Source organism: Coprococcus sp. AF38-1 (assembly GCF_003603945.1).
In the GTDB taxonomy this organism is placed as follows: Bacteria; Bacillota; Clostridia; order Lachnospirales; family Lachnospiraceae; genus Coprococcus; species Coprococcus aceti.
This window is the reverse complement of sequence record NZ_QVGO01000006.1, coordinates 299,345-325,913: the sequence shown is the minus strand read 5'-3', so window position 1 is coordinate 325,913 and position 26,569 is coordinate 299,345. Positions and strand designations below refer to the sequence as shown.

21 protein-coding genes are annotated in these 26,569 nt (G+C 43.8%); 1 reads left to right on the top strand and 20 read right to left on the bottom strand.

Annotated features, from left to right (window positions below; all coding sequences use genetic code 11):
• Positions 1 to 203: 203 nt before the first annotated feature.
• The 18 genes from DW025_RS11080 to DW025_RS10995 all read right to left on the bottom strand — a co-directional run bounded on the left by DW025_RS11080 (position 204) and on the right by DW025_RS10995 (position 22,044).
• Complete coding sequence (locus DW025_RS11080; RefSeq protein WP_119999924.1) at positions 204 to 2,714, bottom strand: Ig-like domain-containing protein; 2,511 nt, start codon at positions 2,712 to 2,714, stop codon at positions 204 to 206.
• An 80-nt stretch (positions 2,715 to 2,794) separates the two neighbouring features.
• A complete protein-coding gene (locus DW025_RS11075; protein ID WP_117550346.1) occupies positions 2,795 to 3,523 on the bottom strand; it encodes a response regulator transcription factor in 729 nt (242 codons plus the stop codon).
• On the bottom strand, positions 3,513 to 4,625 hold the full coding sequence (locus DW025_RS11070; protein ID WP_330410615.1) for a sensor histidine kinase: 1,113 nt from the start codon (positions 4,623 to 4,625) through the stop codon (positions 3,513 to 3,515). The genes DW025_RS11075 and DW025_RS11070 overlap by 11 nt, the downstream gene beginning before the upstream one ends.
• 165 nt (positions 4,626 to 4,790) lie before the next feature.
• Positions 4,791 to 5,231 (bottom strand): Fe-S cluster assembly sulfur transfer protein SufU, encoded by a 441-nt coding sequence (gene sufU / locus DW025_RS11065; RefSeq protein ID WP_117550344.1) that lies wholly within the window; start codon positions 5,229 to 5,231, stop codon positions 4,791 to 4,793.
• Positions 5,221 to 6,438, bottom strand: coding sequence for an aminotransferase class V-fold PLP-dependent enzyme (locus DW025_RS11060; protein ID WP_119999922.1), 1,218 nt, complete (start codon positions 6,436 to 6,438; stop codon positions 5,221 to 5,223). The genes sufU and DW025_RS11060 overlap by 11 nt, the downstream gene beginning before the upstream one ends.
• On the bottom strand, positions 6,419 to 7,486 hold the full coding sequence (locus DW025_RS11055) for a SufB/SufD family protein (RefSeq protein ID WP_119999920.1): 1,068 nt from the start codon (positions 7,484 to 7,486) through the stop codon (positions 6,419 to 6,421). The genes DW025_RS11060 and DW025_RS11055 overlap by 20 nt, the downstream gene beginning before the upstream one ends.
• Positions 7,487 to 7,500: 14 nt before the next feature.
• The gene (sufB, locus tag DW025_RS11050; protein ID WP_055224519.1) at positions 7,501 to 8,907 is read right to left on the bottom strand and encodes a Fe-S cluster assembly protein SufB; all 1,407 of its coding nucleotides are present in this window, start codon (positions 8,905 to 8,907) and stop codon (positions 7,501 to 7,503) included.
• 3 nt (positions 8,908 to 8,910) lie between these two features.
• On the bottom strand, positions 8,911 to 9,660 hold the full coding sequence (gene sufC / locus DW025_RS11045) for a Fe-S cluster assembly ATPase SufC (RefSeq protein WP_004851768.1): 750 nt from the start codon (positions 9,658 to 9,660) through the stop codon (positions 8,911 to 8,913).
• Between the two features lie 109 nt (positions 9,661 to 9,769).
• Positions 9,770 to 10,180 (bottom strand): RrF2 family transcriptional regulator, encoded by a 411-nt coding sequence (locus DW025_RS11040; RefSeq protein ID WP_015534709.1) that lies wholly within the window; start codon positions 10,178 to 10,180, stop codon positions 9,770 to 9,772.
• Between the two features lie 255 nt (positions 10,181 to 10,435).
• On the bottom strand, positions 10,436 to 11,311 hold the full coding sequence (locus DW025_RS11035; protein ID WP_243104976.1) for a DegV family protein: 876 nt from the start codon (positions 11,309 to 11,311) through the stop codon (positions 10,436 to 10,438).
• 170 nt (positions 11,312 to 11,481) lie between these two features.
• Positions 11,482 to 13,455: a GGDEF domain-containing protein gene (locus DW025_RS11030; RefSeq protein ID WP_243104975.1), complete on the bottom strand. Its 1,974-nt coding sequence runs from the start codon at positions 13,453 to 13,455 to the stop codon at positions 11,482 to 11,484.
• 38 nt (positions 13,456 to 13,493) lie between these two features.
• Positions 13,494 to 14,441 (bottom strand): type I phosphomannose isomerase catalytic subunit, encoded by a 948-nt coding sequence (locus DW025_RS11025; RefSeq protein WP_243104974.1) that lies wholly within the window; start codon positions 14,439 to 14,441, stop codon positions 13,494 to 13,496.
• Positions 14,442 to 15,020: 579 nt separating this feature from the next.
• Positions 15,021 to 16,046: a glycoside hydrolase family 130 protein gene (locus tag DW025_RS11020; RefSeq protein WP_055224512.1), complete on the bottom strand. Its 1,026-nt coding sequence runs from the start codon at positions 16,044 to 16,046 to the stop codon at positions 15,021 to 15,023.
• A 129-nt stretch (positions 16,047 to 16,175) separates the two neighbouring features.
• Positions 16,176 to 17,354: a glycoside hydrolase family 130 protein gene (locus tag DW025_RS11015; RefSeq protein WP_118758497.1), complete on the bottom strand. Its 1,179-nt coding sequence runs from the start codon at positions 17,352 to 17,354 to the stop codon at positions 16,176 to 16,178.
• Between the two features lie 41 nt (positions 17,355 to 17,395).
• A complete protein-coding gene (locus DW025_RS11010; protein WP_119999912.1) occupies positions 17,396 to 18,571 on the bottom strand; it encodes an AGE family epimerase/isomerase in 1,176 nt (391 codons plus the stop codon).
• A gap of 24 nt (positions 18,572 to 18,595) precedes the next feature.
• Positions 18,596 to 19,480 (bottom strand): carbohydrate ABC transporter permease, encoded by an 885-nt coding sequence (locus DW025_RS11005; RefSeq protein ID WP_022216162.1) that lies wholly within the window; start codon positions 19,478 to 19,480, stop codon positions 18,596 to 18,598.
• 1 nt (position 19,481) lies between these two features.
• On the bottom strand, positions 19,482 to 20,513 hold the full coding sequence (locus DW025_RS11000; protein ID WP_055145382.1) for a carbohydrate ABC transporter permease: 1,032 nt from the start codon (positions 20,511 to 20,513) through the stop codon (positions 19,482 to 19,484).
• An 85-nt stretch (positions 20,514 to 20,598) separates the two neighbouring features.
• Complete coding sequence (locus tag DW025_RS10995; protein WP_022216160.1) at positions 20,599 to 22,044, bottom strand: ABC transporter substrate-binding protein; 1,446 nt, start codon at positions 22,042 to 22,044, stop codon at positions 20,599 to 20,601.
• A 289-nt stretch (positions 22,045 to 22,333) separates the two neighbouring features.
• On the opposite strand from DW025_RS10995, the gene DW025_RS10990 reads away from it, so the two are divergent.
• Positions 22,334 to 23,254: a helix-turn-helix transcriptional regulator gene (locus DW025_RS10990; RefSeq protein WP_119999910.1), complete on the top strand. Its 921-nt coding sequence runs from the start codon at positions 22,334 to 22,336 to the stop codon at positions 23,252 to 23,254.
• 23 nt (positions 23,255 to 23,277) lie between these two features.
• Here DW025_RS10990 and DW025_RS10985 read toward each other — a convergent pair whose 3' ends face one another.
• Both DW025_RS10985 and DW025_RS10980 read right to left on the bottom strand, forming a co-directional pair.
• Positions 23,278 to 24,303, bottom strand: coding sequence for a LacI family DNA-binding transcriptional regulator (locus DW025_RS10985; RefSeq protein ID WP_117550321.1), 1,026 nt, complete (start codon positions 24,301 to 24,303; stop codon positions 23,278 to 23,280).
• 60 nt (positions 24,304 to 24,363) lie between these two features.
• Positions 24,364 to 26,565 (bottom strand): alpha-galactosidase, encoded by a 2,202-nt coding sequence (locus tag DW025_RS10980; RefSeq protein WP_117550319.1) that lies wholly within the window; start codon positions 26,563 to 26,565, stop codon positions 24,364 to 24,366.
• Positions 26,566 to 26,569: the final 4 nt, after the last annotated feature.

The following is a 26,569-nucleotide window of genomic DNA, read 5'->3' as shown; positions in this document are numbered from 1 at the left end:
GTAAATGTCAATGCAAATGCAAGGATCACCGCAATGACCGCCATAAACCTGTTCCCTTTTTTCATAAATTTCCTCCTTTTTTATGTAACATTACCTTTTAATACACCATATCATATATTATAAATTATATATTATGCTTGTCAATCTCGCACATGCTATTGAGCATTATTCATACCCACATAAAAAGACGTACGGGTATCCTCTTAATTTCCAGGATACTCTGTGGTTATATATACCATACTGCTGTTTCGTGTAACATTAATATAGTAGACTTTTCCTGCTTCACAGTTATATGACATATAGAAATCGTGGTCATTTCCTGTGCTGATATGCTCCTGCTTGTCATCATCATTAATTGTAAGCACTTCTCCATCTGCATCATAAAGATGTCCATATGGATTATTATCCGATCCAGAACTTGAATAGATATAGTATGCTGCCGTCATCTTTGGAACAAATCTATAGTATGTTCCCACTGATGCATTTATAGAGGTTCTATCACCAATCTCCTCATAGTCTGTCTTAATATCTGCTACAACATATGAAGTCTTGCGGTTTATCGTTGCGGTTATAGTTCCGGCTAAAGCAACCCCGCGACCTGTAAGTCTGTAAGTACCAGGCGCCAGATAAACGTATGCACCAGCTCCAACGCTGTTGCCATCCTCGTCATACCATGTGCCGATATTCTCTATATTATATCCGTTATTTTTTGATCTAACGGATATCTTTTTTACATCCGACGAATAATTTCTTCCCGAAATGTTTCCGGTAAACCGCTGTGAATATATGTATGTTGTGTCCGAACCCGAATATATAGCTATATCATATGTCCCAGGAACAATATCTACAGAATACGATCCATCTCTTTTTACATCAGAATAACAGTAATATGTATACTCTGTGGATTTGTCCCTATTCGTAAATATAATATATGCATTTGACAATACTTCTCCTGCCACATCCCTGATATATCCCGATACTGTAATTCCCTGTGCAACATTTATCACACAGTCTACAGTTGTGCTGACTCCGGCATTATCGGAATCCGTTATCCTGACTTTTATATTATAAGTACCAGCCTTATTGATGTAACCCTCCAATTTACCATTACTATAAATATCAAGACCATAAGTATTGCCAACTATATCATAGATATAATTTCCTGAGCCACCAGCTACAGAATTTATATCAGCAGCTACATGCACAGCCGCTCCACTTTCACCACGAGTGCGATAATACCTTGGGCTGTAATAAGCTGATATCACGGAGCTGTTGTATACACACCATGTTACGATAGTTGTCATTGTATTACCATACTCATCAACTGCTGTAATTGTCGTGACTGATGTGCCAGACTTGGTTATTTTCCCTGTGAAAGTAATACAGTTGGAACGCATTCCACCTATTGTATACCTCATTCCAGCCGGAACGTCCTTTACAGAAACCTTGAGGTAGCCACTGCCAGATAAATTAACGTCTGTATTCACATTCGCATTCTGCTCAATTGCTCTGGCTTCATAATATGTCTTATTATACTTTCCGTCAGAATAATATGTCTCCACCTTACCGGTTCCTGTTCCTATAAGTCCACTTACGTACACACATATTCTGTCCGAAGATGAAAGCCTGTTCTCCTTGTTTAACCTGATCGTGTATTTTTTATTGTCTCCTGTAGACACACTTTCAATCGGAATGCTCTTGTTGTATATGCCGCCATTTAATGTGGTCTTTACTTTAACAGCAAAATTTGATGCTGTCAGCTTCTGTGCAGATGACAATGTAACATTTATTGTCTGCCTGTTATCCACCTGCGCCGAAGCAATCTTCACAGCATTTAGAACTGTCAGCTTATATTTTACTGTCTTTTTTGTTCCATCTGTAGTTGTTGCTGTAATCACTGTGGTTCCAGCGCCAACAGCCACAACGAGTCCGGATGAACTTACCATAGCGACCTTATCATTCGAAGACTTCCAGGTACACTTCTTGTTTGTTGCATCTGCCGGTGCAATGACTGGGTTTAACTGTTCTGTTTTTCCCACATACATCTTACCGCTGCCCTTTTTGAACTTTATAGAAGTTACATACGCCTTGACTGATACCTTACAGCTCGCCTTCTTGCCGGAACCATCTGCAGCTACTGCTGTGATGACTGCCGAACCGCCTCCGGCTGCTGTTATCCGTCCTCTGGAATTAACCTTAGCAACCTTTATATTGCTGCTCTTCCATACGACCTTCTTATTGCTTGCCTTGCTTGTTCCAACAGAAGCCTTTACCACAGCACTTTTTCCTTTTACCAGCGTCAGCTTGCTTTTAGTAAGCTTTACACTCGTGACAGGCCGTCCTGCAGTTACCGTAATAACCTTCTTTACCTTAGGATCAGCCTTCAGCGACATTGTAATCTTAGCTGTCCCATTTTTTACATTTCCTGCTTTGATCACTCCCGCAGTTGTCACGGTTGCTATCCTTCTGTTGCTGGTTACGAATTTCAGCTCTTTCGCCGCCACATTTGTCTTAAGAGCAAATGACTTTCCCGCCTTGAGCGTAAGTGTGCCGGCTGGCAGATTGCTCACAGTGATGCTCTTTACAACCGTGTTTTTTGCCGTAGCCGCCGTTGTAGCTGCCAGCGCAGTTCCCGGAACATTCATACCTGAAAATATCAGTGCAAATGCAAGAATGACCGCCACAGCCTTCATGATTTTTCTGTACCCTTTCATAACACTCCTCCTGATTTAATAATAAAATCCGCTATACTTCATAAAATCAGTATAGCGGACTTTATTTTATTAATCTACAATCAAATACTATCAATGAGTTTTTCGCTGTCATCACACATCCTGTATCCCACGCCCAGCTCATTGATGATAAAACTCTTCTTGCCCGGCTTCACTCCGAACTTCTTTCTTATATTCGCCATATTTACCTGAAGTCTCTTGGTGCTTCCCATGTCATTGTAGCCCCATACCTCTTTTACGATGAAACTGTATGTAAGCATCTTGCCCGGATGTCTGGACAGAAGATCGACTATGTTGTACTCAGTCTGAGTCAGCTTGATCTCCTCATCCCCTATGAACACTCGTCTGGCTTCGTAGTCTATGAGCAAATCCCCAGTCTGGAATTTCCCTGTCGGCAGTTCACTGTCATGCGCTTGGTAAAGCACTGTGCGGAGCGCAGATCTGACCCTGGCAACCAGCTCCTCAGAGCCAAACGGCTTGGTCACATAATCATTTGCCCCGAGATTTAACGCCTCCACCTTATCCTTCTCATCAGATCTCGCCGAGAGCACTATGACCGGCGTGAAATCCGTCTTTCTTATCTCCGTGAGAAATGCTATTCCATCCTTATCTGGAAGTCCCAGATCAAGTATCACTATGTCAGGTCTGTGGGACGCATACATCATAAGACCGCTTCCGCAGGATGTGGCTATGATCGTCTGATAGCCATTTGCCTGCATTAAAGTATCCAGCAGATTATTGATATTCTGCTCATCTTCTATTATCAGGACTTTATATTTGTTATTGCTCATCCGTAACCTCCTCTATCTTCAATGTAAATCTGAATACTGCACCGCCTTCCACGGAATTGTATGCGCTTATATCTCCGCCATGTGCTTTTATGATGGTCGCACATACCGACAGACCTATTCCGGCATTCTTTCTCTGCCTGCAGTCCGCGGACACCTCATTGGAGCTGTCTCCTAAAAGACTGCCATCAAACAGGTGTTTCAACCTATCCTCCGGTATTCCATCGCCATCATCCTGGATCTCAAACACAACCCTGTCGCCATCGCATTTCACATTCAATGCCAGATTCTTCATTCCCTCCGCATGCTGTACTGCATTCTCGAGGATATTTATGATAACCTGTTCTATGAGAATGGCATCCATCGGTATGATGACTAGCTCATCGGGCAGATTGACTTCCACCTCCTGATCAGGATATCTCTTTGCAAATTTGATGAGCACAGAATCTATAAGTTCATCCAGTGCTATGGGCGTCTTTATAAGTTTGATATCACCATCCAGTCTGGTGATGGACAACAGATTCTCAACCATACGGTAAAGCCACTGGGAGTCCTGTTGTATTCCCCTGAGCATCTTCTCCCTCTGTTCATCCGTGAACTCCCTTCCGTTCTCTATGAGGGCCGAGCTCGCACCATATATAGTTGTGAGCGGAGTCCTGAAATCGTGGGATACCGCCCTGAGCAGGTTCGCTCTCATTTTCTCCATCTCACTCTCTTTCTTGAGCATTTCCTGATACTTTATCTTGCTTGTAAATCCACAGGTGATAAACGCTATGGCTATCATGATTATCGCCGATGTGATATTTTCAGGTATAAGGAAATCTATCTTGAAATACGGAAATGTAAATGCAAAATTCACTATTATCACACTGACTATAGATGCCAGTATTCCATATACATACCCGTCAGTAAACACCGATATCAAAAATACCGAAAACACCATAACGGCCGGTATCAATATGTCTGTAGTAAATGTTGTCTTTATTATCAGACACAGTCCAACCCCTATGGCTATCACAACCAGCATCAACAGCACATTTTTTATAACATCCTTACATTTACACTCCGTATTATTTATGCTTTTTTGTATATTTATTTTTTTCATATGTATCAATCCCTTTGGATTATTTTAAAGAAAGCGCCACCAGTACACCTCATGTCACAAACGACATAGATCTTACCAGCGGCGCCCGCTTTCACACATTCAAGTGAAGTATATCATGCCTATAGTTAAGATGCAGATAAAGAATATATCATAAGGAATCCACCCTTATGATATATTCTTCAAAGCTTCCTCAAGGGTGTGCCATCCGAGAACAGCACATTTTACCCTTGCCGGCATGTGTGCGATATCCTTGAGCGCAGACGCCTCCTCAAGCTGGTCTATCTCCTCATCTGTCGCCTCACCCTGTATCATCTTAAGAAAGAGCTGTCCAAGCTCCAGAGCCTCTTCCTTAGTCTTTCCTATGATCATTCCAAGCATTATATCTGCCGACGCCTGGGATATAGCACATCCGTCTCCCACGAATGATCCATCCTCGATGACTCCGTTCTCAACCTTCAGTTTAAGCCAGATGTCATCACCGCAGTTGGGATTTACACCCTCCAGCACAACATTTGCTGCAGGAAGATCATATTTGAATTCAGGTCTCATATTGTGCTCTGTAAGGATCTCATTATAAAAATTCCTGTTTTGAATATTATTCTGCATATCCCATTCTCCTTCTCACATTTGCGACACTCTCCACAAATGCATCTACCTCTTCATCTGTATTGTAGAACATAAAACTTGCCCTTGTCGTGTTGTACACGCCAAGGTGTACAAGCAGTGGCTGTGCGCAGTGATGTCCAGCCCTCACATCTATTCCATCCGCAGCCATGATCTCGCTGACATCATGCGGATGTACATTGTCTATGGTGAACGCCACTATTCCGGTGTGGTTCTCCGGCTTATCTGAACCGATGACATGTACGTGAGGAAGCTTTGCAAGTCCCTCCATGGCACGGGTCGTGAGCTCCAGCTCTCTCTTTTCTATATAGTCAAACCCAACCTCTTTGATGTAGCCTATAGCAGCCGCAAGTCCCGCAGCTCCTGCCGCATTGACTGTACCAGCCTCAAACTTGTGAGGCAATTCCGCATATACCGCACCATCTCTTGAAACCGAATCTATCATCTCTCCACCTGACATAAATGGAGGCATCGCGTCAAGCAGTTCCTGTCTTCCGTATAACACTCCTATTCCCATAGGTCCCATCAGCTTGTGGCCTGAAAATGCAAAGAAATCAGCGCCAAGCTCATGCACATCTATAGCCATATGCGGTGTACTCTGTGCGCCATCGACAACGACAACCGCGCCAAAGCTGTGCGCCCTGTCAGCCATCTTTCTGACCGGATTCACACATCCGAGGACATTTGACACATGTCCGACAGCAAGCAGCTTTGTGTGCTCGTTGATTCCCGCATTGATGGTCTCGTCAGTCAGCGTTCCATCCTTCTCGCAGTCGAGATATCTGAGAGTTGCACCTGTGACTCTGGCCGCCATCTGCCATGGAAGCATGTTGCTGTGGTGCTCCATGATCGTAACTGCTATCTCGTCACCAGCCTTAAGGTTATTCAGCGCGTAGCTGTATGCCACAAGGTTAAGGCTCTCTGTGGTATTCCTGGTGAAGATTATCTCCTTCTCAGAGTCAACGTGAATGAAGTCCCTGACTACCTTTCTGGCACTCTCATACTTCTCTGTCGCCTCAAGGCTGAGCGGATAGAATCCTCTGAGTGGATTCGCATTGCTCTTCTCATAGAACTCTCTCTCAGCGTCTATGACCACCTGTGGCTTCTGCGCTGTGGCCGCATTGTCTATATAAGCTGTGTCATTGTTTCTCAACAGAGGAAAATCCTCTCTATAATTCCTGTCTGTCATATTCCATTACCTCCGCAAGCTGCTTCTCCACCAGCTTCTCTGTGTTCTCGTCCTGGATCTTGCGGTAGAGGACCTCCATCTTGCCCTTGGTCATCATGTCCTCGGCTGTCTCCATGTCTATTCCCCTTGACGCGAAGTAGAATAAAGTGTCCTCGTCAAGCTCACCGATGGTCGCTCCATGTGAGCCCTCCACGTTCTCCTCTGCACAGAGGATGAGTGGTATAGTCTTATTCACCACATCATCACCGAGCAGCAGTACATTCTCCGTCTCAGCGCCCTTCGAATCCGATGAACCTGTCTTGAAATCTATCGAACCTCTGAATATCTTCTCCGCAGCATCCTTAAGTGTTCCATCCACCTGTATGTTGCAGTTGGTCTTCTTGCCTATATGGTTAACCACAAGGTTGATATCTATGACCTGCTTCTTCTGGCCAAGGTAACCTATATCCATGTTGGTTGAAGCACGCTTACCAATGAGCTCAGTTCTCACGCCGTTGTACAGATTGCCCTTGCCGATAAATATCTGAAGTACATCGAGCTGTCCGTTCTCAGCGCACTCACTTCCCACATCGTTGAGTATGGTCGTGTTCTCATTCTGCATAAATATCTGTACAAGACGTATGTGTGCATCCTTCTCTATATTAAAGCGTGTACGGAATGCCAGGCTGCCACCCTCCGCATTCTCGCCAAATGTCTCTATGACTGTCATGTCTGAACCTGCATCTGCCTGCACGTAAGCATAACCGCTGCTGCCATTTGCCCCGGTTCCATTTATCAGCACGTGCACTGTCTGCCCTTTATTGGTCTCGTCCGCAACGAGTACACTTCCTGCTGCCTGCTGTGCGAAGAGTACGTCCGCATCTCTTCCTGCACCAGTCTCTATTCCATCGAAATCAGAGGCCTGCTTATCAGCTTCCTTGCCGCCATCTATCTTCACACTGCATCCCGCCATGTCCGGATTCCAGTTAAGTGCTGTGTCGTTCATGCGAAGCCAGTACCATGTCTTTGCCGGGAGCTTGTTGATCTTCATCTCGTTATTGTTCTCCATGTCACCGCACCTCCTTAACCTATGCTGCCCTTCATCTCAAGACGGATGAGGTTGTTCATCTCAAGAGCATACTCAAGCGGCAGCTCCTTCGATACATTGTCTGCAAATCCACTGACGATACATGCTCTCGCGTCTTCTTCACTCATTCCTCTGGACATCAGGTAGAACACAGCCTCGTCACTGATGCTTCCTATCTGTGCCTCATGTCCCACATTTACCTTCTTGGTTCTGATATCCATGGCCGGTATGGTGTCCGAACGTGATATCGAATCAAGCATAAGTGACTGGCAGGAAACTGCTGCCTTGGAGTCCTCAGCCTCCTTTGTCACTACAACTGATGAACGGAATGTGCTTATACCCCCGTCCTTGGAGATAGACTTTGTGTTGATATATGAGCTTGTGTCAGGTGCCGCATGAACTACCTTCGCTCCTGTGTCAAGGTTCTGTCCCTTACCGGCAAATGTAACTCCGGTGAACTCCATCCTGGCGCCCTTGCCCTTGAGCACGCTCATCGGGTAAAGGTATGACACATGTGATCCAAATGAACCCGATACCCACTCGATGGTTCCACCCTCTTCAACTCGAGCTCTCTTGGTGTTCAGGTTGTACATGTTCTTGGACCAGTTCTCTATGGTTGAATATCTGAGCTTTGCGTTCTTGCCGACAAACAACTCCACACAGCCTGCGTGAAGGTTCGCCACATTGTACTTCGGTGCCGAACATCCCTCTATAAAATGGAGGTCTGCTCCCTCATCTACTATGATGAGTGTGTGCTCAAACTGACCCGCGCCCGCTGCATTAAGTCTGAAGTATGACTGAAGTGGGATCTCAACCTTTACTCCAGGTGGCACATATACAAATGAACCGCCTGACCACACAGCTCCGTGAAGTGCTGCAAATTTGTGATCATGAGGGGTGACAAGCTTCATGAAATGCTTCTGCACCATGTCTGCATACTCACCTGTGAGTGCACTCTCCATATCAGTGTACACAACGCCCATGTCCGCAACCTCCTGACGGACATTGTGATATACGAGCTCTGAGTCGTACTGTGCACCAACTCCCGCAAGGGATTTTCTCTCAGCCTGAGGGATTCCAAGTCTCTCAAATGTATCCTTGATATCCTCAGGAACTTCATCCCAGCTGCCCTTCATCTTGGTATTTGGTCTTACGTAAGTAACTATATTGTCAATATCCAGTCCCTCGATGGATGGGCCCCAGTCAGGCACCTGCATATTGTTGTATATCTGTAAAGACTCAAGTCTGAAATTCTGCATCCATGCCGGATCATGTTTCTCCTTTGAAAGCTGCTCAACTATCTCAGGTGTGAGACCAGCTTTAAGCTTATAGGCATCTTTGTCGTCATACTTGAAGTCATATATATTTCTGTCTATGTCCTCTACATATGTCTTTTCCTTCATCTTCTATATCCTTTCATACTCTGCAAATCCAGACTCGTTGATTTTGTCCACAAGTGATGCGTCACCAGTCTCTATGATCTTACCCTCAACCATGACATGTGTATAGTCAACAGTGAGTGACTCAAGGATCTTGGTGCTGTGTGTGATGATAAGCAGACTTCCCTTGCAGTTCTTCTGGTATTCCTCGATACCTGCTGATACTGTACGGACTGCATCAACGTCAAGTCCTGAATCTGTCTCGTCAAGGATTGCCAGCGATGGCTTGAGCATCAGAAGCTGAAGTATCTCTGCCTTCTTCTTCTCACCACCTGAAAATCCCACATTCAGGTCTCTCTCCGCATAAGATGGATCCATCTGAAGGATCTCCATGGTTCTCTCAAGCTCCTTCTTGAAATCCCAGAGACGGATTCTCTTGCCGGTCTTCTGCTCAAGGGCATTTCTTATAAATGAGCTGAGTGTCACACCAGGCACCTCTAGAGGATTCTGGAATGAGAGGAATATTCCTGCCTTTGCACGCTCATTGACAGCCTCTTCTGTGATGTTCTTACCATCAAACCATATCTCGCCCTCTCTGACTGTATATCTAGGATTGCCCATAAGTGCATATCCAAGGGTTGACTTTCCGGTTCCATTAGGTCCCATAAGTACATGTGTCTCACCCTTGCCGATCTCCAGGTTCACACCGTGAAGGATCTGTTTATCCTCAACATCAACATGTAAATTCTTAACTTCCAATAATTTTTTATCTGACATCAGTCTGCCTCCTTTTATACCAAGCCCGGCAATTGCTTTATCACTTCTATATCCGGCGATTCAATTGTCCCGCTTTAATTATCTTTTTGCTTGTATCAAATTACTCTGCTCATTCCACATTTCTGGCTATATCCGCCAGTGTCTTACCCTGGAAATAATCCTGTATCAACTCCGCCAGTCCCTGCCATATCGGCAAAGTGTAACACTGTCCGGATCTGTCACAGGTCATTGCGCTATTCTTCATGCATGCCACCGGAGCAAGTCCACCTTCCGTGAGTTCAAGTATCTCCCACAGTGTATATTCCTCAGGGGCTTTTTTGAGTCTGTAGCCGCCACCATGTCCACTGGCTGCCTCTATCAGATTTGCCTTGGACAGCATGCGCATTATACTCTCCAGATACTTCTGGGACAGTTCCTCTTTCTGAACTATTTCTTTTAACGGAATGAATCTGCCGTCGTGGTTTATGGCAAGGTCTGCCATGACCCTCAGGGCATATTCTCCCTTTGAAGAAATCACCATATCTGTAAATCCTCCTTACATATGAGTGTGATCACATTCCAGCCGCAAATACACGGTCATTCCAGTCATCACCCTCATCCGCCATTTTTTTGGCGTAATAAGTCAATATCTGACTCGCAAAAATAGGATATTCCCATTTACCTACTATGTCAATAGGTTAATACACAAAAAATAATAGAAGGTGCGGCAGCCTTCCATTATTTTCCATTATTTTGTCTATTTCAAGTATTTTATATGATTTATCTACACATCAGTCTACTCACGATATGTTATTATCATCCCGCCTTTTCCCATATAATAGCTGCACAGTCCGCTTGCAGGTACGACGCTCACATCCGTGTCAAGCCATTCAGCCTTGATAAGATGCCCCAGTTTCTCTGCTCCATCCTCATTCATACAGTGGCTTATGACCAGCTCTCCCCCTGCAAATCCCGTCTCACGGAGAGTGTCTATCAACTTGCCATATATCTTCTTCATACCTCTGAATTTGTGTCTGAGTTCAATTCGTCCACCAGGTGATGCTACACCTATTGCGGATATATTGAATCTATGAGCCGCATAACCCACAAGCTTATTTAATCTGCCCGCCTTTATCAGGTTGTCCAGACTCCCCAAGGCAAACATTACCTGCGTCTCCCTCACTGCTTTGTCGGCAGCACTTACTATGGCATCAAATGAATCACATTCATGAATACCTTCATATATTATATTTGTCAGCTGTTCCGGGAGCCCCCCGGCACCACATGTGTTTATCACCGCAATATTCCTGCCGGGATTCTTCTCAAGCGCCATGTGTCTTGCAGCTATGGCACTGTTGTAACTTCCCGATAATGCAGCTGACAACGTAAATGCTATAACATTTTCCGCATCCCCCCACGCCTCAAGCCACGCATGCGGCGAAGGGCAGCTAGTTCTTCCGCCTGACCGGCAATTTGCAATATGTTCAAGCATCTTCTCTATATCTATACCCGGTTCGTCTATATAATCTGTGTTATCAACAGATATTACAAACGGAACCTCAGCATGATCTATATCTATATCTATTCCAGCCAGTCCATCCGGTCCATCCGGCACAAGCAGACTGCAGCCGGAATCCGAAACCAGCTTCCATCCATGATCATTTCTTTTCATCTCAACAACACCTCCATGCGCAATATGCATCACACAAGTATTATTAGATATTTTTTCTGTATTTATACATTTTAGACATTTTTTCTGGGAGCATAGATTTTACAAAAAAAGGTATGATCAAGCTGCACTCAACGCAACCTGATCATACCTTTTATTTAATATATAAATTATCAATTCTTAACCTTAACAACATCCTTCTTCCTGTACTTCTTCACCTCATACAGCTTCTCATCTGCCATAGTCATGGCATTCTGAAGGCCTTTCTTGTTATATTCTACGATCTGACAGTTTCCAAGCGATACACTCACTTTATAAGGCTTATCACAATGCTCATTAAACTTCTCAAATGAACTGTATACTTCCTCAGCAAATGCATCTGCAGCGTCAGAGTCCTTAAGGCCGAGTACAAGACAGCAATACTCGTCGCCGCCTATTCTGCCTACGATTCCATTATCGCCTACAGATTCAATCAGAATATCTCCTATAGTCTTAAGAGAGAAATCACCCTCATCATGTCCATATCTGTCATTGATAATCTTGAGACTGTTCATATCAGCGTAGAATACCGTAGCCGTCCTTTTCTGCTCCTCACATTCCTTGAGCAGCTGTAATGATCTGTCAAAGAAACCTCGTCTATTCATGATTCCTGTAAGGGGATCCTGTTTTGACAGATTGTCAAGCATAATGTTGTTTTTCTGCAGGATCGCCATACTCTCCTCAAGGCGCTTCATGATCTCCTCGTTCGTCTTGAGCAGATTGATCATCTTGACAGCAGCTGAGACCTGGTTTCCAAGAAACTCCCCATTCACCAGAACTCCTTCCGTGAGATCACACAGAAGAACTCCATAGAGTATTTCGTTGGAATACAGCGGCAAGAGTACATATATTCCAGCTCCTTCCACACCGAGGCTCTCAAAATCATAGAGATTTGATGATAACACCTTCTGGTTCACAGTGATCACACTGCTGACCTTCTCTTTAAGATCCTTAGTCTTGAGATATAACTGGTCAGGCAGTTCAAATGGCTCACCGATCAGATGTATTATTGGCTCTTTATATAAGAATATAAATGCATTCTCTATGTCCAGCCAGTCCATGGTGCCAAGGATCTCTCCATAACTCCTGTCATTGCCTCTGTCAAAGCTCAGAACCTTCTGGATAAATGTCTTCATCTTGAACTGAGTCTTATTTCTCTCCTCCCACTGTTCCGAAAGCATATGGTTCATTGAGAGATATCCCTCAATAACATTCTTACTACGTTTTCTTGATCCGCCTTTTTTACAGAATGAATCTCTTCTGATAAATTCAGTCGGAAGTATCTTACTCTCAACCTGATTGCCATCAATGAGCCTGACCATAAGATTTACAGCCTCTGAGCCAAGTTTTCCCGCGTCTGCGCGCACAGTCGAGAGCGTCGGATATATCTGTGTAGCCCACTCAATATCATCGTAACCCATGACTGATATATCTCTTCCCGGCAGAATATCCCTCGCCTTAAGTTCTTCATAAAAACCAGATGCACAGGAATCATTCACGCAGAACACTCCCTGCATATCCGGATTTCTGTCCAGAATATCTCTGAAAACCTCTTTTGATTCCGATGTAAGATTGCCCTCCACATAAAGCTCCGGATCAAACTCTATTCCATGAGCCTCAAGCGCCTCAATGTAGGTTCTCCTTCTCTCCTTTGCATCATAATTGGAGTCCGGACCGCCTATCATACCTATTCTTGTATAACCAAGTTCCTCAATCATGTAATTGAGTCCTTCTCTTATGCCTGCTCCATTGTCATATCTGACACAAATCTGATCCGGCTCATCTGCAGCCACTATCACACACGGCATCTGCAGATATCTTTTCATAAATTCTCTGATACGCTCCTTGGTTGCAAAGCAGCCAATACAACTCGATGCAACAATAACGCCGTCCAGATTCTCCTTTGTAACATAGGAGAACAGTGTCTGGTACTGATATTCATAATATATATCTGACGTTTCTGAGTATTCCCGGTCAAGGAACTTACCCGGAATAACAACTATATTGACATCAAGTGTCTTTGCTCTCTCTATAACCCCATGACAGAGCAGCCTCGTAAAATCATCCGTGATTCCGCCTACCAGAACACCTATCGTCTTTCTCTTCATAACTATCCCCCTTGACATTCTCTTCCAAAGGCGGGATCTTACTTGCTGACTGTGGATGCCACGATCTCCATATTGCCCTCAAATACTGGATTGCTGTATCCGTTTGGCAGGATAAAGTGATCACCCTTCTTTATAGCGTTTCCATCCACTGTTCCACTTCCAGAGGTTACAGACATGATAAGGAATGGCTTGTCGCCCACATTCAGCTCTGCCTTTCCCTCAACATCCAGCTTGTATACTGTGTAATACTTACATCTTATAAGCTCACAGAGTTCATTTGCCTTATCTGCCTTGACACTTATAACGCTGTCCTCAACCGGCTTTGCAGGAACTGTTATAACATCTATGCTCTGCTTTACGTGCAGATCTCTAGGCTTCCCATTGCTCAGTCTGTCATAATCATAAACTCTGTATGTGATGTCACTGTTCTGCTGTGTCTCAAGAAGTGTGATTCCGCCTTTGATCGCGTGTACTGTACCGGGATCTATCTGAATGAAATCACCCTTCTTAACAGGGATTTCTCTGATAAATTCCTTCCATTTCTTACCTTCGATCATATCACATAATTCTTCCTTTGTCCTTGCATTATGACCGATTACAAGTGTTGAATCTTCCTTGCAGTCAAGAATATACCAGCACTCCATCTTACCAAATGAACCATTCTCATGTTCTGCTGCGTATGCATCGTCCGGATGCACCTGAATACTCAGATCATCTTTTGCATCGATTATCTTTATAAGCAGTGGGAATCTGACACCATCTATGCCGCCAAACAACTCTCTGTGGCTGTCCCATAAGTCGGCAAGCGTATGACCTGCAAACTCGCCATTTTTCACTGTACAGTTGCCATTCTCATGTGCCGCAACTCCCCAGCACTCGCCTATATCATCGCCCTCAACATCATATCCGTATTCTTCTCTGAGCTTTGTACCGCCCCAGATATTGTGCGTAAACACGGGATTTAAAAAAAGTATTTCCTTGTTCATTGTCATTTTCCTCCTTTTGACGTACGGCAATTGTGTGCATATCCGTACGGTGTACACATCCGACTTGTCTGGCTCGGAACGCTCCCGCTCGTTTCGCCCTGCAGCGGATACTAAGATGCCGCTAACGCGCCATCTAAGTACCGGCGGGCTCAATTGTCCGAACCATGACAATGTCGAATATGTACACCTGTTACTGATTACACCATTCCCCAATTGCCTGTTCTATATAAGACGGTGAAGAAATCACATTTTTACATTGACCATGACTTCTTCACTCGTCATTTCCATGATAATGTATGTCACTGTTATTTTATTGCATCTGTTGCCTTTTTTCTATACATCAGAGTCCTTTTCCCGGCTTATTAGATCCAAAATCTGGCATATGATTGCCAAAGCTCTCAGAACCAAATTCAGCCCGGCTTACTGCCAGGCTGTCATAGTCTAAAAGTTTTGGCAATCACCTGCCATTACATTTCTTTTTAGAGGGGCCCCGAAGGCGGCGGGCACCGCCTTCGGAAATGAGAAAAAATTAATACAATTGCCGCGTATGAGTAGGGGCTCATTACGCTATATAACTAACTATCTTCTACCGATCTCGGTATCAGAAGTTGTTACCACACTGTGCGACTTGATGTAATCTACGATCTCATCAAGCTTTGTGAATGCAAGGCCAACATAGCTGTCAGCTGCACCGTAGTAAATGGCGATCTTTCCAGACTCGCTGTCGTGAATAGTAGCACATGGGAAGCATACATTAGGAACAAATCCTCGCTCCTCGTACCACTCTTCCGGTGTGAGAAGGAAGTTCTCACAACGATACTTAACGATCGATGGGTTGTCGATATCAAGGATTGCTCCACCGATTGAGTATACATAACCGTTACATGTTCCCGCTACTCCATGGTAGAATAACAGCCATCCCTCAGAAGTCTCGATAGGGGCTGCACCGCCGCCAATCTTGAGTGACTCCCACCACTCGCTGCTCTTGCCCATGACATGTCTGTGCTTACCCCAGTAAACCATGTCTGGGCTCTCACTTACGAATATATCACCAAATGGTGTGTGTCCACTGTCACTTGGGCGTGACAGCATCACGAAATTACCGTTGATCTTTCTTGGGAAGAGAACTGCATTTCTGTTAAATGGAAGGAATGGGTTCTCGATTCTCACAAATGTCTTGAGATCCTTTGACTTTGCTATACCTATCGCTGCGCCATAGAAATCCTGGCACCAGATCGCATAGTATGTATCCTCCACCTTTACAAGTCTTGGGTCATATGCGTATATAGGCATGAACTCTTCACCGTTCTCATCAACAAACTTGATCTTCTCCTCGCTGATATTCCAGTGGATAGCATCCTCGCTCTCTCCGAGGTAGATGTATGGAATTCCATTTACCTGCTCGCCTCTAAATACTCCGACAAATTTTCCCTCAAATGGAACTACCGCGCTGTTGAATATTCTTGCAACACCCTTTGCCGGGTTTCTTCCTATTATAGGATTCTCTGTATATCTCCAAATTGGAGCGTCATGATTGTCATTTGCCGGTCTGTCCTGCCATGGCACGTTTGGCACAGGCTCGCTGAACATTTTTACTTCTGACATAAGTACCTCTTTCTTCCGGCATCTTAGCCGGATTTTTTATTTTATTATCACGTTATATGGTATCTGCACAGGCAAAGGGCATACTAACCAACGTGCTGTTTCATCTGGCAGCCCATATATTATACTTTCTTACTTGTCTGCATTCTTAAGGAACTCAAGGTTCTTCCTGATCAGCTCACATCTCTGTGCTACACACTCAACGCTTCTTCCCGGATCAGAAGGTGTGTTGAATACATAATCGATGAGTCTGTCAACTGTTGTTGTTGCAACATGCATTCTTGTATCGCTTGATGCGTAGTAGATGAACACCTCGTTGTTCTCGTTTACGATGGCGCCATTTGTGAATACAACGTTTGATACATCGCCGACTCTCTCCTCGCCGCGAGGTCCGATAAGCATTCCTGATGGCTCAGCGATAACCTTTGAAGGATCATTGAGGTCTGTTGCAAATGCGTAGAGTACATATCTAAGACCGGCAGCTGTGTTTCTCACACCATGTGCGATGTGGATCCAGCCCTTGTCTGTCTTTATTGGAGGTGCACCTGCACCGTTCTTTGCCTCTGTTATAGTGTGGTACTTACGAAGACTTGTCATCTTCTCCTCGTCTATAACCGCATGCTCTATATCATCACAGAGACCGAATCCTATTCCGCTGCCGCTTCCTGTCTCGATGAAATCATCCATTGGACGTGTATAGAATGCGTACTTGCCATCCACAAATTCAGGGTGAAGTACAACATTTCTCTGCTGTGGGGAACGAAGAGTCTTGAGGTTGTCAAGGCGCTCCCAGTGCTTTAAATCCTTTGTTCTCACGATACCTGCTGCTGCAACTGCTGCTGAGAGGTCATTTACAGTTGTATCCTTGCTCTCTGAACAGAACACACCGTAGATCCATCCATCCTCGTGCTGTGTCAGTCTCATATCATATACATTTGTTTCCTCAGGACATACATCATCCAGAAGGATTGGATAATCCCAGAAACGGAATCCATCGATACCGTTGTCACTCTCAGCTACTCCGAAGAATGACTTTCTGTCATTTCCCTCTATTCTTGCGACAAGATAATACTTGCCGTTCAGGTAGATTGCACCTGAGTTCATGACAGCGTTAACTCCGAGACGCTCAATGAAGTATGGATTTGTCTCAGGGTTTAAGTCATATCTCCATGTGAGAGGTATCATCTCTCTTGTGAGTACAGGGTACTCATATCTGTCATAGATTCCATTATAGAAATCTGTCTTCTTATTCTTTCTCTCAAGAAGCTTGTTCAGTTTGTCAAGCTCTACATAATATTTCTCATTCATCATTTAGGCATTCTCCTTATAATTTGAAAGCAATTGAATGCTATTTATTTGCCGTCAGCGAGTCTGTTCATAATCTCAAGGCACATTCTGCCGTTGTGGTATGGGCACTTCCATGGCTCAACTATAGGACGTCCGACTCTTGGTGATCCATCTGCATTCAGATCCCAGAACCACTCTGATCCCGGTCTCTTGTCGATAAAATATTCCTTTATGTACTCCCAGACTTTCTCGGCAGCCTCGTAATACTTCTTATCACCCGACTTTTGATAAGCATTTATAAATCCTACTATTGATTCTGCCTGAACCCACCATACTCTCACCGTGTATGGCACGCCCTTTTCACATTCTGTCAGAACTGAATGTCCATCGAAAGCAAGCTCATATATCTGCTCTGCAAGAATATCTGTGATCTTTGTGATCTTCTCTGTGTACTCTGCCTCTCCAAGCACCTCGGTCGCCCTATCCAAGAGCCATGATGTCTCAATGTCATGTCCGTATGAGTACAGATCGATCAGAGAGTTATAATCCTTATCAAAGAACACTTCCTGTCTCTTAAGCTCCGGATTGTATACCTTATCAGCAAATACATCGAGCAGCCATTCCAGGCGCTCTTTTACCTTGGAATCCTTGGATACCTTATAAAGTTCTGTGTAAGCCTCAAGTGCATGGAGCAATGTGTTCATTGTTCTCTCTGCGAGAACACCATTCTCAGAAAGCTTATCATTTGACTCTGGCTTGAACTCTCTTGTAAATGCCTCGAGATAGCCACCTTCGTCAGTACATTTCTCTTCTATTGTATGGAAAAGCTGCAGGGCCAGGTCCAAAGCTTCCGAATCACCGGAAGCTTCGTAATAGGCGGATAAGGCATATATACTAAATGCCTGATTGTAGGTGTGTTTTGTCGTATCTTTGGGTGAACCATCGTAATTCATGGACCAATATATTCCGCCATATTCCCTGTCTATACAATATTCTTTCAGAAATTCATATCCATGAGCAGCTTCATCTAGAAGCTTCGGGTCCTTGAGTGCCTTATACGCACTTGCGAAGAACCAGATAATTCTACTGTTAAGAATACAACCCTTCTCAGCCTTTTTATCAAGGTTGAGGTCATAATCCATATACCCATAAAATCCGCCGTACTCATCATCCCTCAGGGCCTCCCAGAATGGGATGATAGCATCTATTAATTCTTTTTGAATTTCATTTCTCATATTCATGAACTCTCTTCTTCTAATAAATTATTAACCCTTTACAGCACCCTGTGTAATACCACTGTAGATCTGTTTCTGACAGCAGATGAATACTATAAGTGCCGGTATGATCGATATGATAACACCTGCACATATCAGGTTGTACTGGCTGCCCATAGGTCCTACGAACTTGTAAAGTGAGATAGCCATTGTCTTGATCTCCGGGCTTATGAGGTAAAGGTTTGCAGCGTAGTACTCGTTGTAGATTACAACGCCTTTCAGTATACAAGCAGTAACGATAGCCGGCTTGAGAAGTGGAAGTATGATCTTCCAGTAGATGGTCCAGTATGATGCACCATCCACGATAGCTGACTCGTCAAGAGATACTGATATGTTCTCCATAAACTGTATAAAGATGTAGATCGAGATAACATCTGTACCACAGCTCATGATGATGTAACCATATAAGTGATCTATGAATCTCAGATCACCCATGATGTTGTAGACTGTAACCTGCATAGCAACTGCAGGGAGCAATGATGCCACAAGGAAAAGTGTTCTGATAAAGCCGTTTCCTGGGAACTTGAATCTATTAAGCACATATGCAAGCTGTGTTCCTATTACAACTGACACGATAAGTACGCATACCATGACTATTACTGAGTTGAGGAATGCACGTCCCATGTTGGCAGTCGTGAATGCCTTTACAAAGTTGCTGAAGTTCAGAAAGCTTTCAGGAAGTTCCATTACTGAAGTAGCCTTATACTCATCTGTTGTCTTGAAGGCTGTTGTAACACATGATATAAGAGGTACAACCGCACACAGTGAGAAGAATATGAGTACAAAGTACTTGAGGAAACCTCTTACATAATATCCAACGGTTCGTTTTTCTTTTATTGGTGCTATGCCTGGCACATCTGTCTTTCCTCTTGCCATGTTACTTGCCCCCCTTCGCAGAAGCAGCCATCTGCTTCACGTATTTCTTGGTATCTCTCTCCTGTTTCTTGCGAAGCTTCTTTGCCTTATAACTCTCATCATCTGAGCTTGAATCCTTGAAGATGTACTCAAAGAACAGCTTCTGAAGCGCAGCACATATAAGTATGATAAGGAGAAGTACAACGGCCATTGCTGAAGCAAGACCGACCTTCTGGCTTGTATGTGCTATCTTGTTCATGATGATGAAGTAAGTACCTGTTCCGTTTGCACCTGTTGTGATAACGAAAGGCTGCTCGAAAGCACTGAGTGATCCTGTTATTGCTAAAATTACATTTAATGTAACGATTGTCTTGATACTTGGCAGTATGATATATCTAAACTGCTGGAATTTATTTGCACCATCAAGCTCTGCCGCCTCATAAAGTTCTGCATCTACCGACATGATAGCTCCAATGAAGAGAACCATCATCTGTCCAAGGTATCTCCAGACCGAGGTTGAAACCAGTGTCCAGTTGTTGACACTCTGGTCTTTGAGCCAGTATGGAAGGTTGTCTAAGCTAAATCCACACAACTGAAGGATTGAGTCAAACACGAATCCTCTTGTGAAGAAGAATTTGAAAATGAAACCTACAGCGATACCACTGATAAGATAAGGGAAGAAAATAAATCCCTTGAAAAGGTTACCACCTTTTACTTTGAAACTCAGAAGAGTTGCAAGGAAAAGTGCAAGCACTAACTGTACAAGTGCTCCTACGATGTAATACAAACTGAGCTTTAATGCACCGAAACAGTCTTTTCTTGTGAACACATCGATATAATTTGCTAATCCTACGAATTCTCTCTTTTCTACAGGCGTCGTATATTTCATCTTGTAGAAACTAAATTTAACCATCTCTCCGAATGGTATATATGTAAATACTAATAGCAAAAGCAATGGGATAATTGCGAAGGCTGCGCATATTATAACCTGCTGCCCCTTCCTGCTTGACGCCCATTTACCAAAGCCGGATTGTTTTTTGTTAGCCATACTCATTCCACCGCCTTTTTTTAATAAACCGGGGCGGGCAATCCCGCCCCGGTCTGTAGCTTATTCTTACTTATTTATATTGAAATCTTTATTACTTCTCAGTAACTTCGATTCCTAATGACTCCTGAGCATCTGACCACTTCTGGTTCCACTCAGCCATGATATCGTCGAATGACATGTCGCCGTTTGCAGCATGCTCGATGATGGCCTGGATCTTGTCGTTACCACCATTGCTTACGTTAAGCTCTGACTCTGAATTGAGCTGATTGAGGTAATCCTCCTCGCCCTCAAGAGCTGGCTCGTCTGCAACGAAGTCAACACCGTCGAATGAGATCTTTGACTCTGAACCAGGAACAATTGCAAGTGAATCCTCGTTGTAAGCATATCCTGACTTCTCTGTCATCCACTTAACAAATACAAGAGCTGCCTGTTTCTCATCATCTGAAGCGTTTACGTTGATACCGAAGCAGTAATCTGCACCTGATGAAGCGTACTGCTTACCATTTACTGAGATAGGGAAAGGAATGTATCCTATATCGTCTGCGTTAGGTCCGCCTGCTTCCATCTGTGGGTATGCCCATGAACCAAGTACCATACATCCGATCTCGCCGTTGTTGATCATTCCCTTACATGACTCCCAATCTGTTGTTGAGTAATCATCCTCTGTAAGTCCCTGTGATACTGCATCGTAAAGGATCTTATATACTGCATAAGCATGTGTATCGTCACCATAGTTCTTGAATGGATCCTTTGTATGGGCTAACTTCTGGTTCTTGTATGTAGCATCTCCTGTTGCTGTGATCGCGATATAATCATCCCAGGCTCCCATTGTCCAGCCTGCTGCATAGTTTGTGTAAAGTGGAATACAATCCGGATTCTTATCCTTGATTGCCTTGAGTGCCGCAATGAACTCCTCTGGTGTCTTAGGTACGTCTGTCACACCTGCATCAGCAAATACCTTCTTGTTGTATACGATACCCTGTGTTGTAGCTGCAAGAGGTACACCATATACCTGACCCTGATAAAGCCATCTGTTTGAGTAATTTACAAGACTGCTCATTGTATCATAATCGCCATATGACATGAAATATGTTGAAAGGTCTGCCATGTCAACTGCCGGAATACACATTACTGTCTCGTAGTTTCCTGACTGAAGATGTGTAAGAGCATCTTCTGCATAGTTTGTATCTGTGATGACATCAACCTTGATGTTTGGATACTCCTTGTTGAAGTCCTCAAGATACTGCTTCCAGTTCTTTCCGCCGTAGTCATCTGAGTCCATATCAGTTCTGTTGTTGTAGAACTTGATCTCCGCTGAAAGATCTGTGAAGTCTGTTCCTAACTGGATGTCTGCATATGACTTGATTCCCTCAGCATCAGCTGTTGTGTCATCTGCTGAATCACTTCCTGCTGCCTCTGTGGCAGCCTTTGTTGCCTCTGTTGTGTCCTTGTTATCGCTGTCTGAGCCTCCACAACCTGCAAGTGATGCTGCCATAAGACCAGCCATTGCGATACATGCAATACGCTTTGATTTCATAGTTTTGTCCTCCTTAAAACCTTCTTTGTTTTTAACTTTATATTAAGTATACATTAATTTACTTTTTAGTCATCACTCAATTTTGTTTTTAATCACAGTATTTTGTACTTTTCGTTAATTTTACCATTATCATTATTTTTTTTCAATATCATATAGACATTTTATCTATATATTTTTATCTTTAATTAGTATTTTATTGTTTTTTAGCTAATTAGCCACTAATTTATATCGCTTTTAGCTTGTGATGATTGTTTAATAATTGTATTATTATGGATAGGAGGTGGTTTGCATGTTAGCTAAAGAATTAATTTCCTGCACTGTACTGTCAGGTTACAATATTCAGAAAGATATTGAGAACGCAAGATTCCACAGTGCGTTCTTTACATATGAAGAATCAATGGCAAGCGATGGCCTGATTCATCTTCTGGCCAACGGCGATATTTCTTTTGCTTATTCATGCAGTTATACCTTCTCTTTCATTCCGTGCTACCATTTCTTCTATATATATGAAGGAACTCTTACAGTAACATCGGGCAGCAGCAAATCATCATATTCCAAGAATACAGCCGCGCTTTTTGAGGCAGGATCAGAAATAACATACGCCACGAACGGCAAGTGTCGTTTCTACGAGGCATTCATCTTCGGAGCTCCGCTTCGCCTGTATCACGAGTTTCTCCCCGAATCCATATATTATAAAAAGGACTCTGCCGGAGCCTCTGTACTCTGGAGCCATCTTTCACTGATAAGCAGACTCCAGGGGGAGTTGTCTGCCACCGATATTTTCAGAATTTCCAAATGGTTCAATGATATCCTGACCGAATTATGTGTATTTATTGAAAACTCATCCAAGAAGATGGATTGTGTGCCTTCTTATCTTTTATCGGTAAAGAATCAGATGGATACAAACTACGCCGAACCGATGTCACTTGATGACCTCGAGGCAACTTACAGGATCAGCAGATACAGGATATGCAGAGAATTTTCATTTCACTTCGGTGAATCACCTATGCGCTATCTCAACAGTCGCAGGATCGATGCTGCCAAAAGGCTCCTTCTCACAACAGATCTGTCCGTCCACGAGGTCGGATCCCAGGTTGGAATCGAGAACACAAACCATTTTATAAATCTGTTCAAAAAAGACACCGGTACAACTCCGCTGTCTTTCAAGCAGGCTGCACCGGTGTCTATTTCCGATTTGCATTACAATTGATATGTAGTTTTATTATCGTTCCATTATCGTTCTATTCTGGCAACGCTATCCTTTACCACGATTCGTCCATCCACGACAAATATGCCATCAGTATATTTTTCGTTGGATATCTTTTTTATAATCTTATGCATGGTTCTCTCTGCCATCTCCTGCATATTGATCTCGTATGTGGTCACGCCTATATCGCAGCTTCCAGGATACATGTAATTATCAAACCCCACAACGGACACATCCTCAGGAACTCTGTAGCCCGCAGCATTGAGTATCTTTATGAGCGTAGCTGCCGCAAGATCGCAGTTGCACACAAACGCTGTAGGCATATTCTTTGGAAGTTTAAAACAGTTCTCCTCGTCAAACTGACCCGTCTTCACATCTCTGTCCGGAATAACCCAGTCTTCTCTGAACGGAATATCATGCTCCAACAAAGACTTTATATAGCCCAAATATCTGTCAGTTATACTGTTCGTTGAACCTATCGTGCCAACATATGCAATATCTCTATGTCCCATATCATACAGATAATTAGTCAGCATATAGCTTCCATAGAAACTGTTTGCTATAACCGTGTCTATCGGTCTCGAATTATCGTAGTAATCCACATACTCTATAGGAACCTTGGCTGTCTTCTCCAGCTTTTCCAGGTATTCCTTACCCATGGAACCTACAACAACTATTCCATCAACCTTGTCATCCTCCAAGAGCATAGGCATCTCAGCGTTCAATACACTATCTCTAGAAACAAACTCCAGCATAGTAAAGCAGCCTCTTGCCACCGCCTTTTTGTTAAGCACCTGATATAACTGCCAATAGAACGACGGATACTTTCCAAGGTATATCTCTTGAATGAGAACACCAATATTATACTTTTTCTTTGCCGTCTTCTTTCTGATCTCAGATGGTGACTGGTATCCCATCTCATCTGCCAACTGTTTGATCTGTGCTCTGAGTTCCTCGCTGACACCCTTCTGATCTGAAAGTGCCTTTGAGACCGTAACGGTACTCACGCCAACAATGGCAGCTATGTCTCCCAATTTTACTGATTTTGCCATAACTAGTCCTTCTCACTTTATTTTTTCACGTGGTTAAATAACTTAATTTTTATTTTATTTTTAAGTTAAACTATTGTCAAGTACAAAGTGATACAGTCTGCTCATATAATCTCCACGCATAGTTTCAATGAGCATTCCGGCATTCATGAGGAGATCTCCCCCATACACATTCTCCGTTCCGTCAAGTCTGTAACCAGCAGTCACGTCAAGCCCTAAAAGTTTTATCTTTCTACTGTGTACGTTAGGTCTTCCAAGCACCTGAACGTAAGTCACCAATGCCTCACTCTTATCCTTTGCAACAACCATCCAGCAATCATACAGTCCATTTTCCCTGTACGATGCAACCCTATAATAATCACCCTCCCTTACAAGATCATTATATTTATGATACATAGACACCTGCTCAGGGATCATCGCACGTTCTTCTTCACTTATTTTTGTGATATCGAGCTCATAGCCAAATGTTCCCGCCAGAGCCACATGTGCCCTGGTCATAAAAGGTGTACTCCTTCCAACTGTGTGATTAGGGCAATCCGACACATGGGCGCCCATGGTCGAAAGCGGATATATCAGTTCCGTTCCCTCCTGTATAGAAAGTCTCTCTATGGCATCCGTGTCATCGGAGCACCATATCTGCGGACTGTAGTAAAGCATGCCAGGGTCAAATCTTGCACCACCGCCCGAGCAGTTCTCAAGCAAAAGATCTGGGAAATCGTTAACAAGGCGCTCTTGCAGCTCATATACTCCGAGCACATACCTGTGAGCCAATTCTCCCTGCCTGTCTCCGGTGAATTCTACGCTGCCGATATCCGTGAGCTGTCTGTTCATATCCCACTTAACATACTCAATATTTGCGGATGATATCACGTTATGCACACATTCATACACGTAGTCTCTAACTTCTTTTCTCGAGAGATCAAGCACGTACTGATTTCGCGATAATGTAGCCGTTCTCTCCGGAACCGCAAATGCCCAGTCAGGATGCTTTCTGTAAAGTTCAGAATCAGGAGAAATCATTTCAGGCTCCATCCATATTCCAAATTTCAGCCCCAGCCTATTCACCTCATCAACAAGATGTTTCAAACCGCCCTTGATCTTGTTTTCATTTACAAACCAGTCTCCAAGACTTGTGGCGTCATCATTTCTATGTCCAAACCAGCCATCATCCATGACCAGCATCTCTATTCCATGTTCTGCCGCACTCTTCGCTATCGCAAGGAGCTTATCGGTATCAAAGTCAAAATATGTAGCCTCCCAGTTGTTGATGAGGACAGGTCTCTTCTGATGAAGATATCTGCTCCTTATCATGTGGCATCTGTAAAAATCATGAAGATTTCTAGTCATCTGTCCAAGTCCATCATGGCTGTATGTAAGCACAACCTCAGGCGCTGTAAACGTCTCTCCAGGCGTGAGCCACCACTCAAATCCCTCTGAATGTATGCCCATGACTGCGCGTATGGAATCAAACTGTGATTTCTCTATCTGTGCGATGAAGTTACCCGAGTACACAAAATGCATTCCATATACATCACCCGTAGTCTGATCTGTACCCTTTGTCATCCATGCCATAAACGGATGGTCCTGGTGGGATGACTCACCACGGAGAGAGCTTACACTCTGCTTGCCATAAGCTATCGGGCGTCTCTCGATCTGTCTCTCCCTGGCCCATGAGCCGTGGAGAGTGAGCATCTCAAAATCCTCATCATCCATATCTATACATGCAGAATATACCTTTGTGAGCCTGATATCCCTATCACCTGCATTTTTCACGCTCACACTTCTGGTTATAACATCCTCATCCTCAAACACAGAATATATCAGGTCAACATCAATGCCACATCCCCCATCCATCATATGGACAACGAGAGTCTGAACCTCCTCTTCTCCCGCAAATGATGCCGGAAGGCCACTAATCCCCGGCTTTCCATTTACAATATCGTAATCCACAAATTTCAGATCAACGGTTCTGCTGCCATTTGCAGTCTTTACCGCAATACAACTCTCCCTGTAGTCTCCTATTCCATTTCCGGAATACTCTGTCGGAAATGTGTCCATAAATGAACATCTCTCCCTGTTATTCTTGGACGGAACAAAAGGAGCCTCACACGTTCTCAAAAACTGATCACATTTCTGCGGACGGATCTTCTGTCCATAATATATATGTCCGACAAACCCCTCTTCATCGGCGATTCCGATACGATAACTCGTGTTTCTCGTATCAAGTTCAAATATTCTGTTTGCCTCATCATATCTTATGCTCATATGT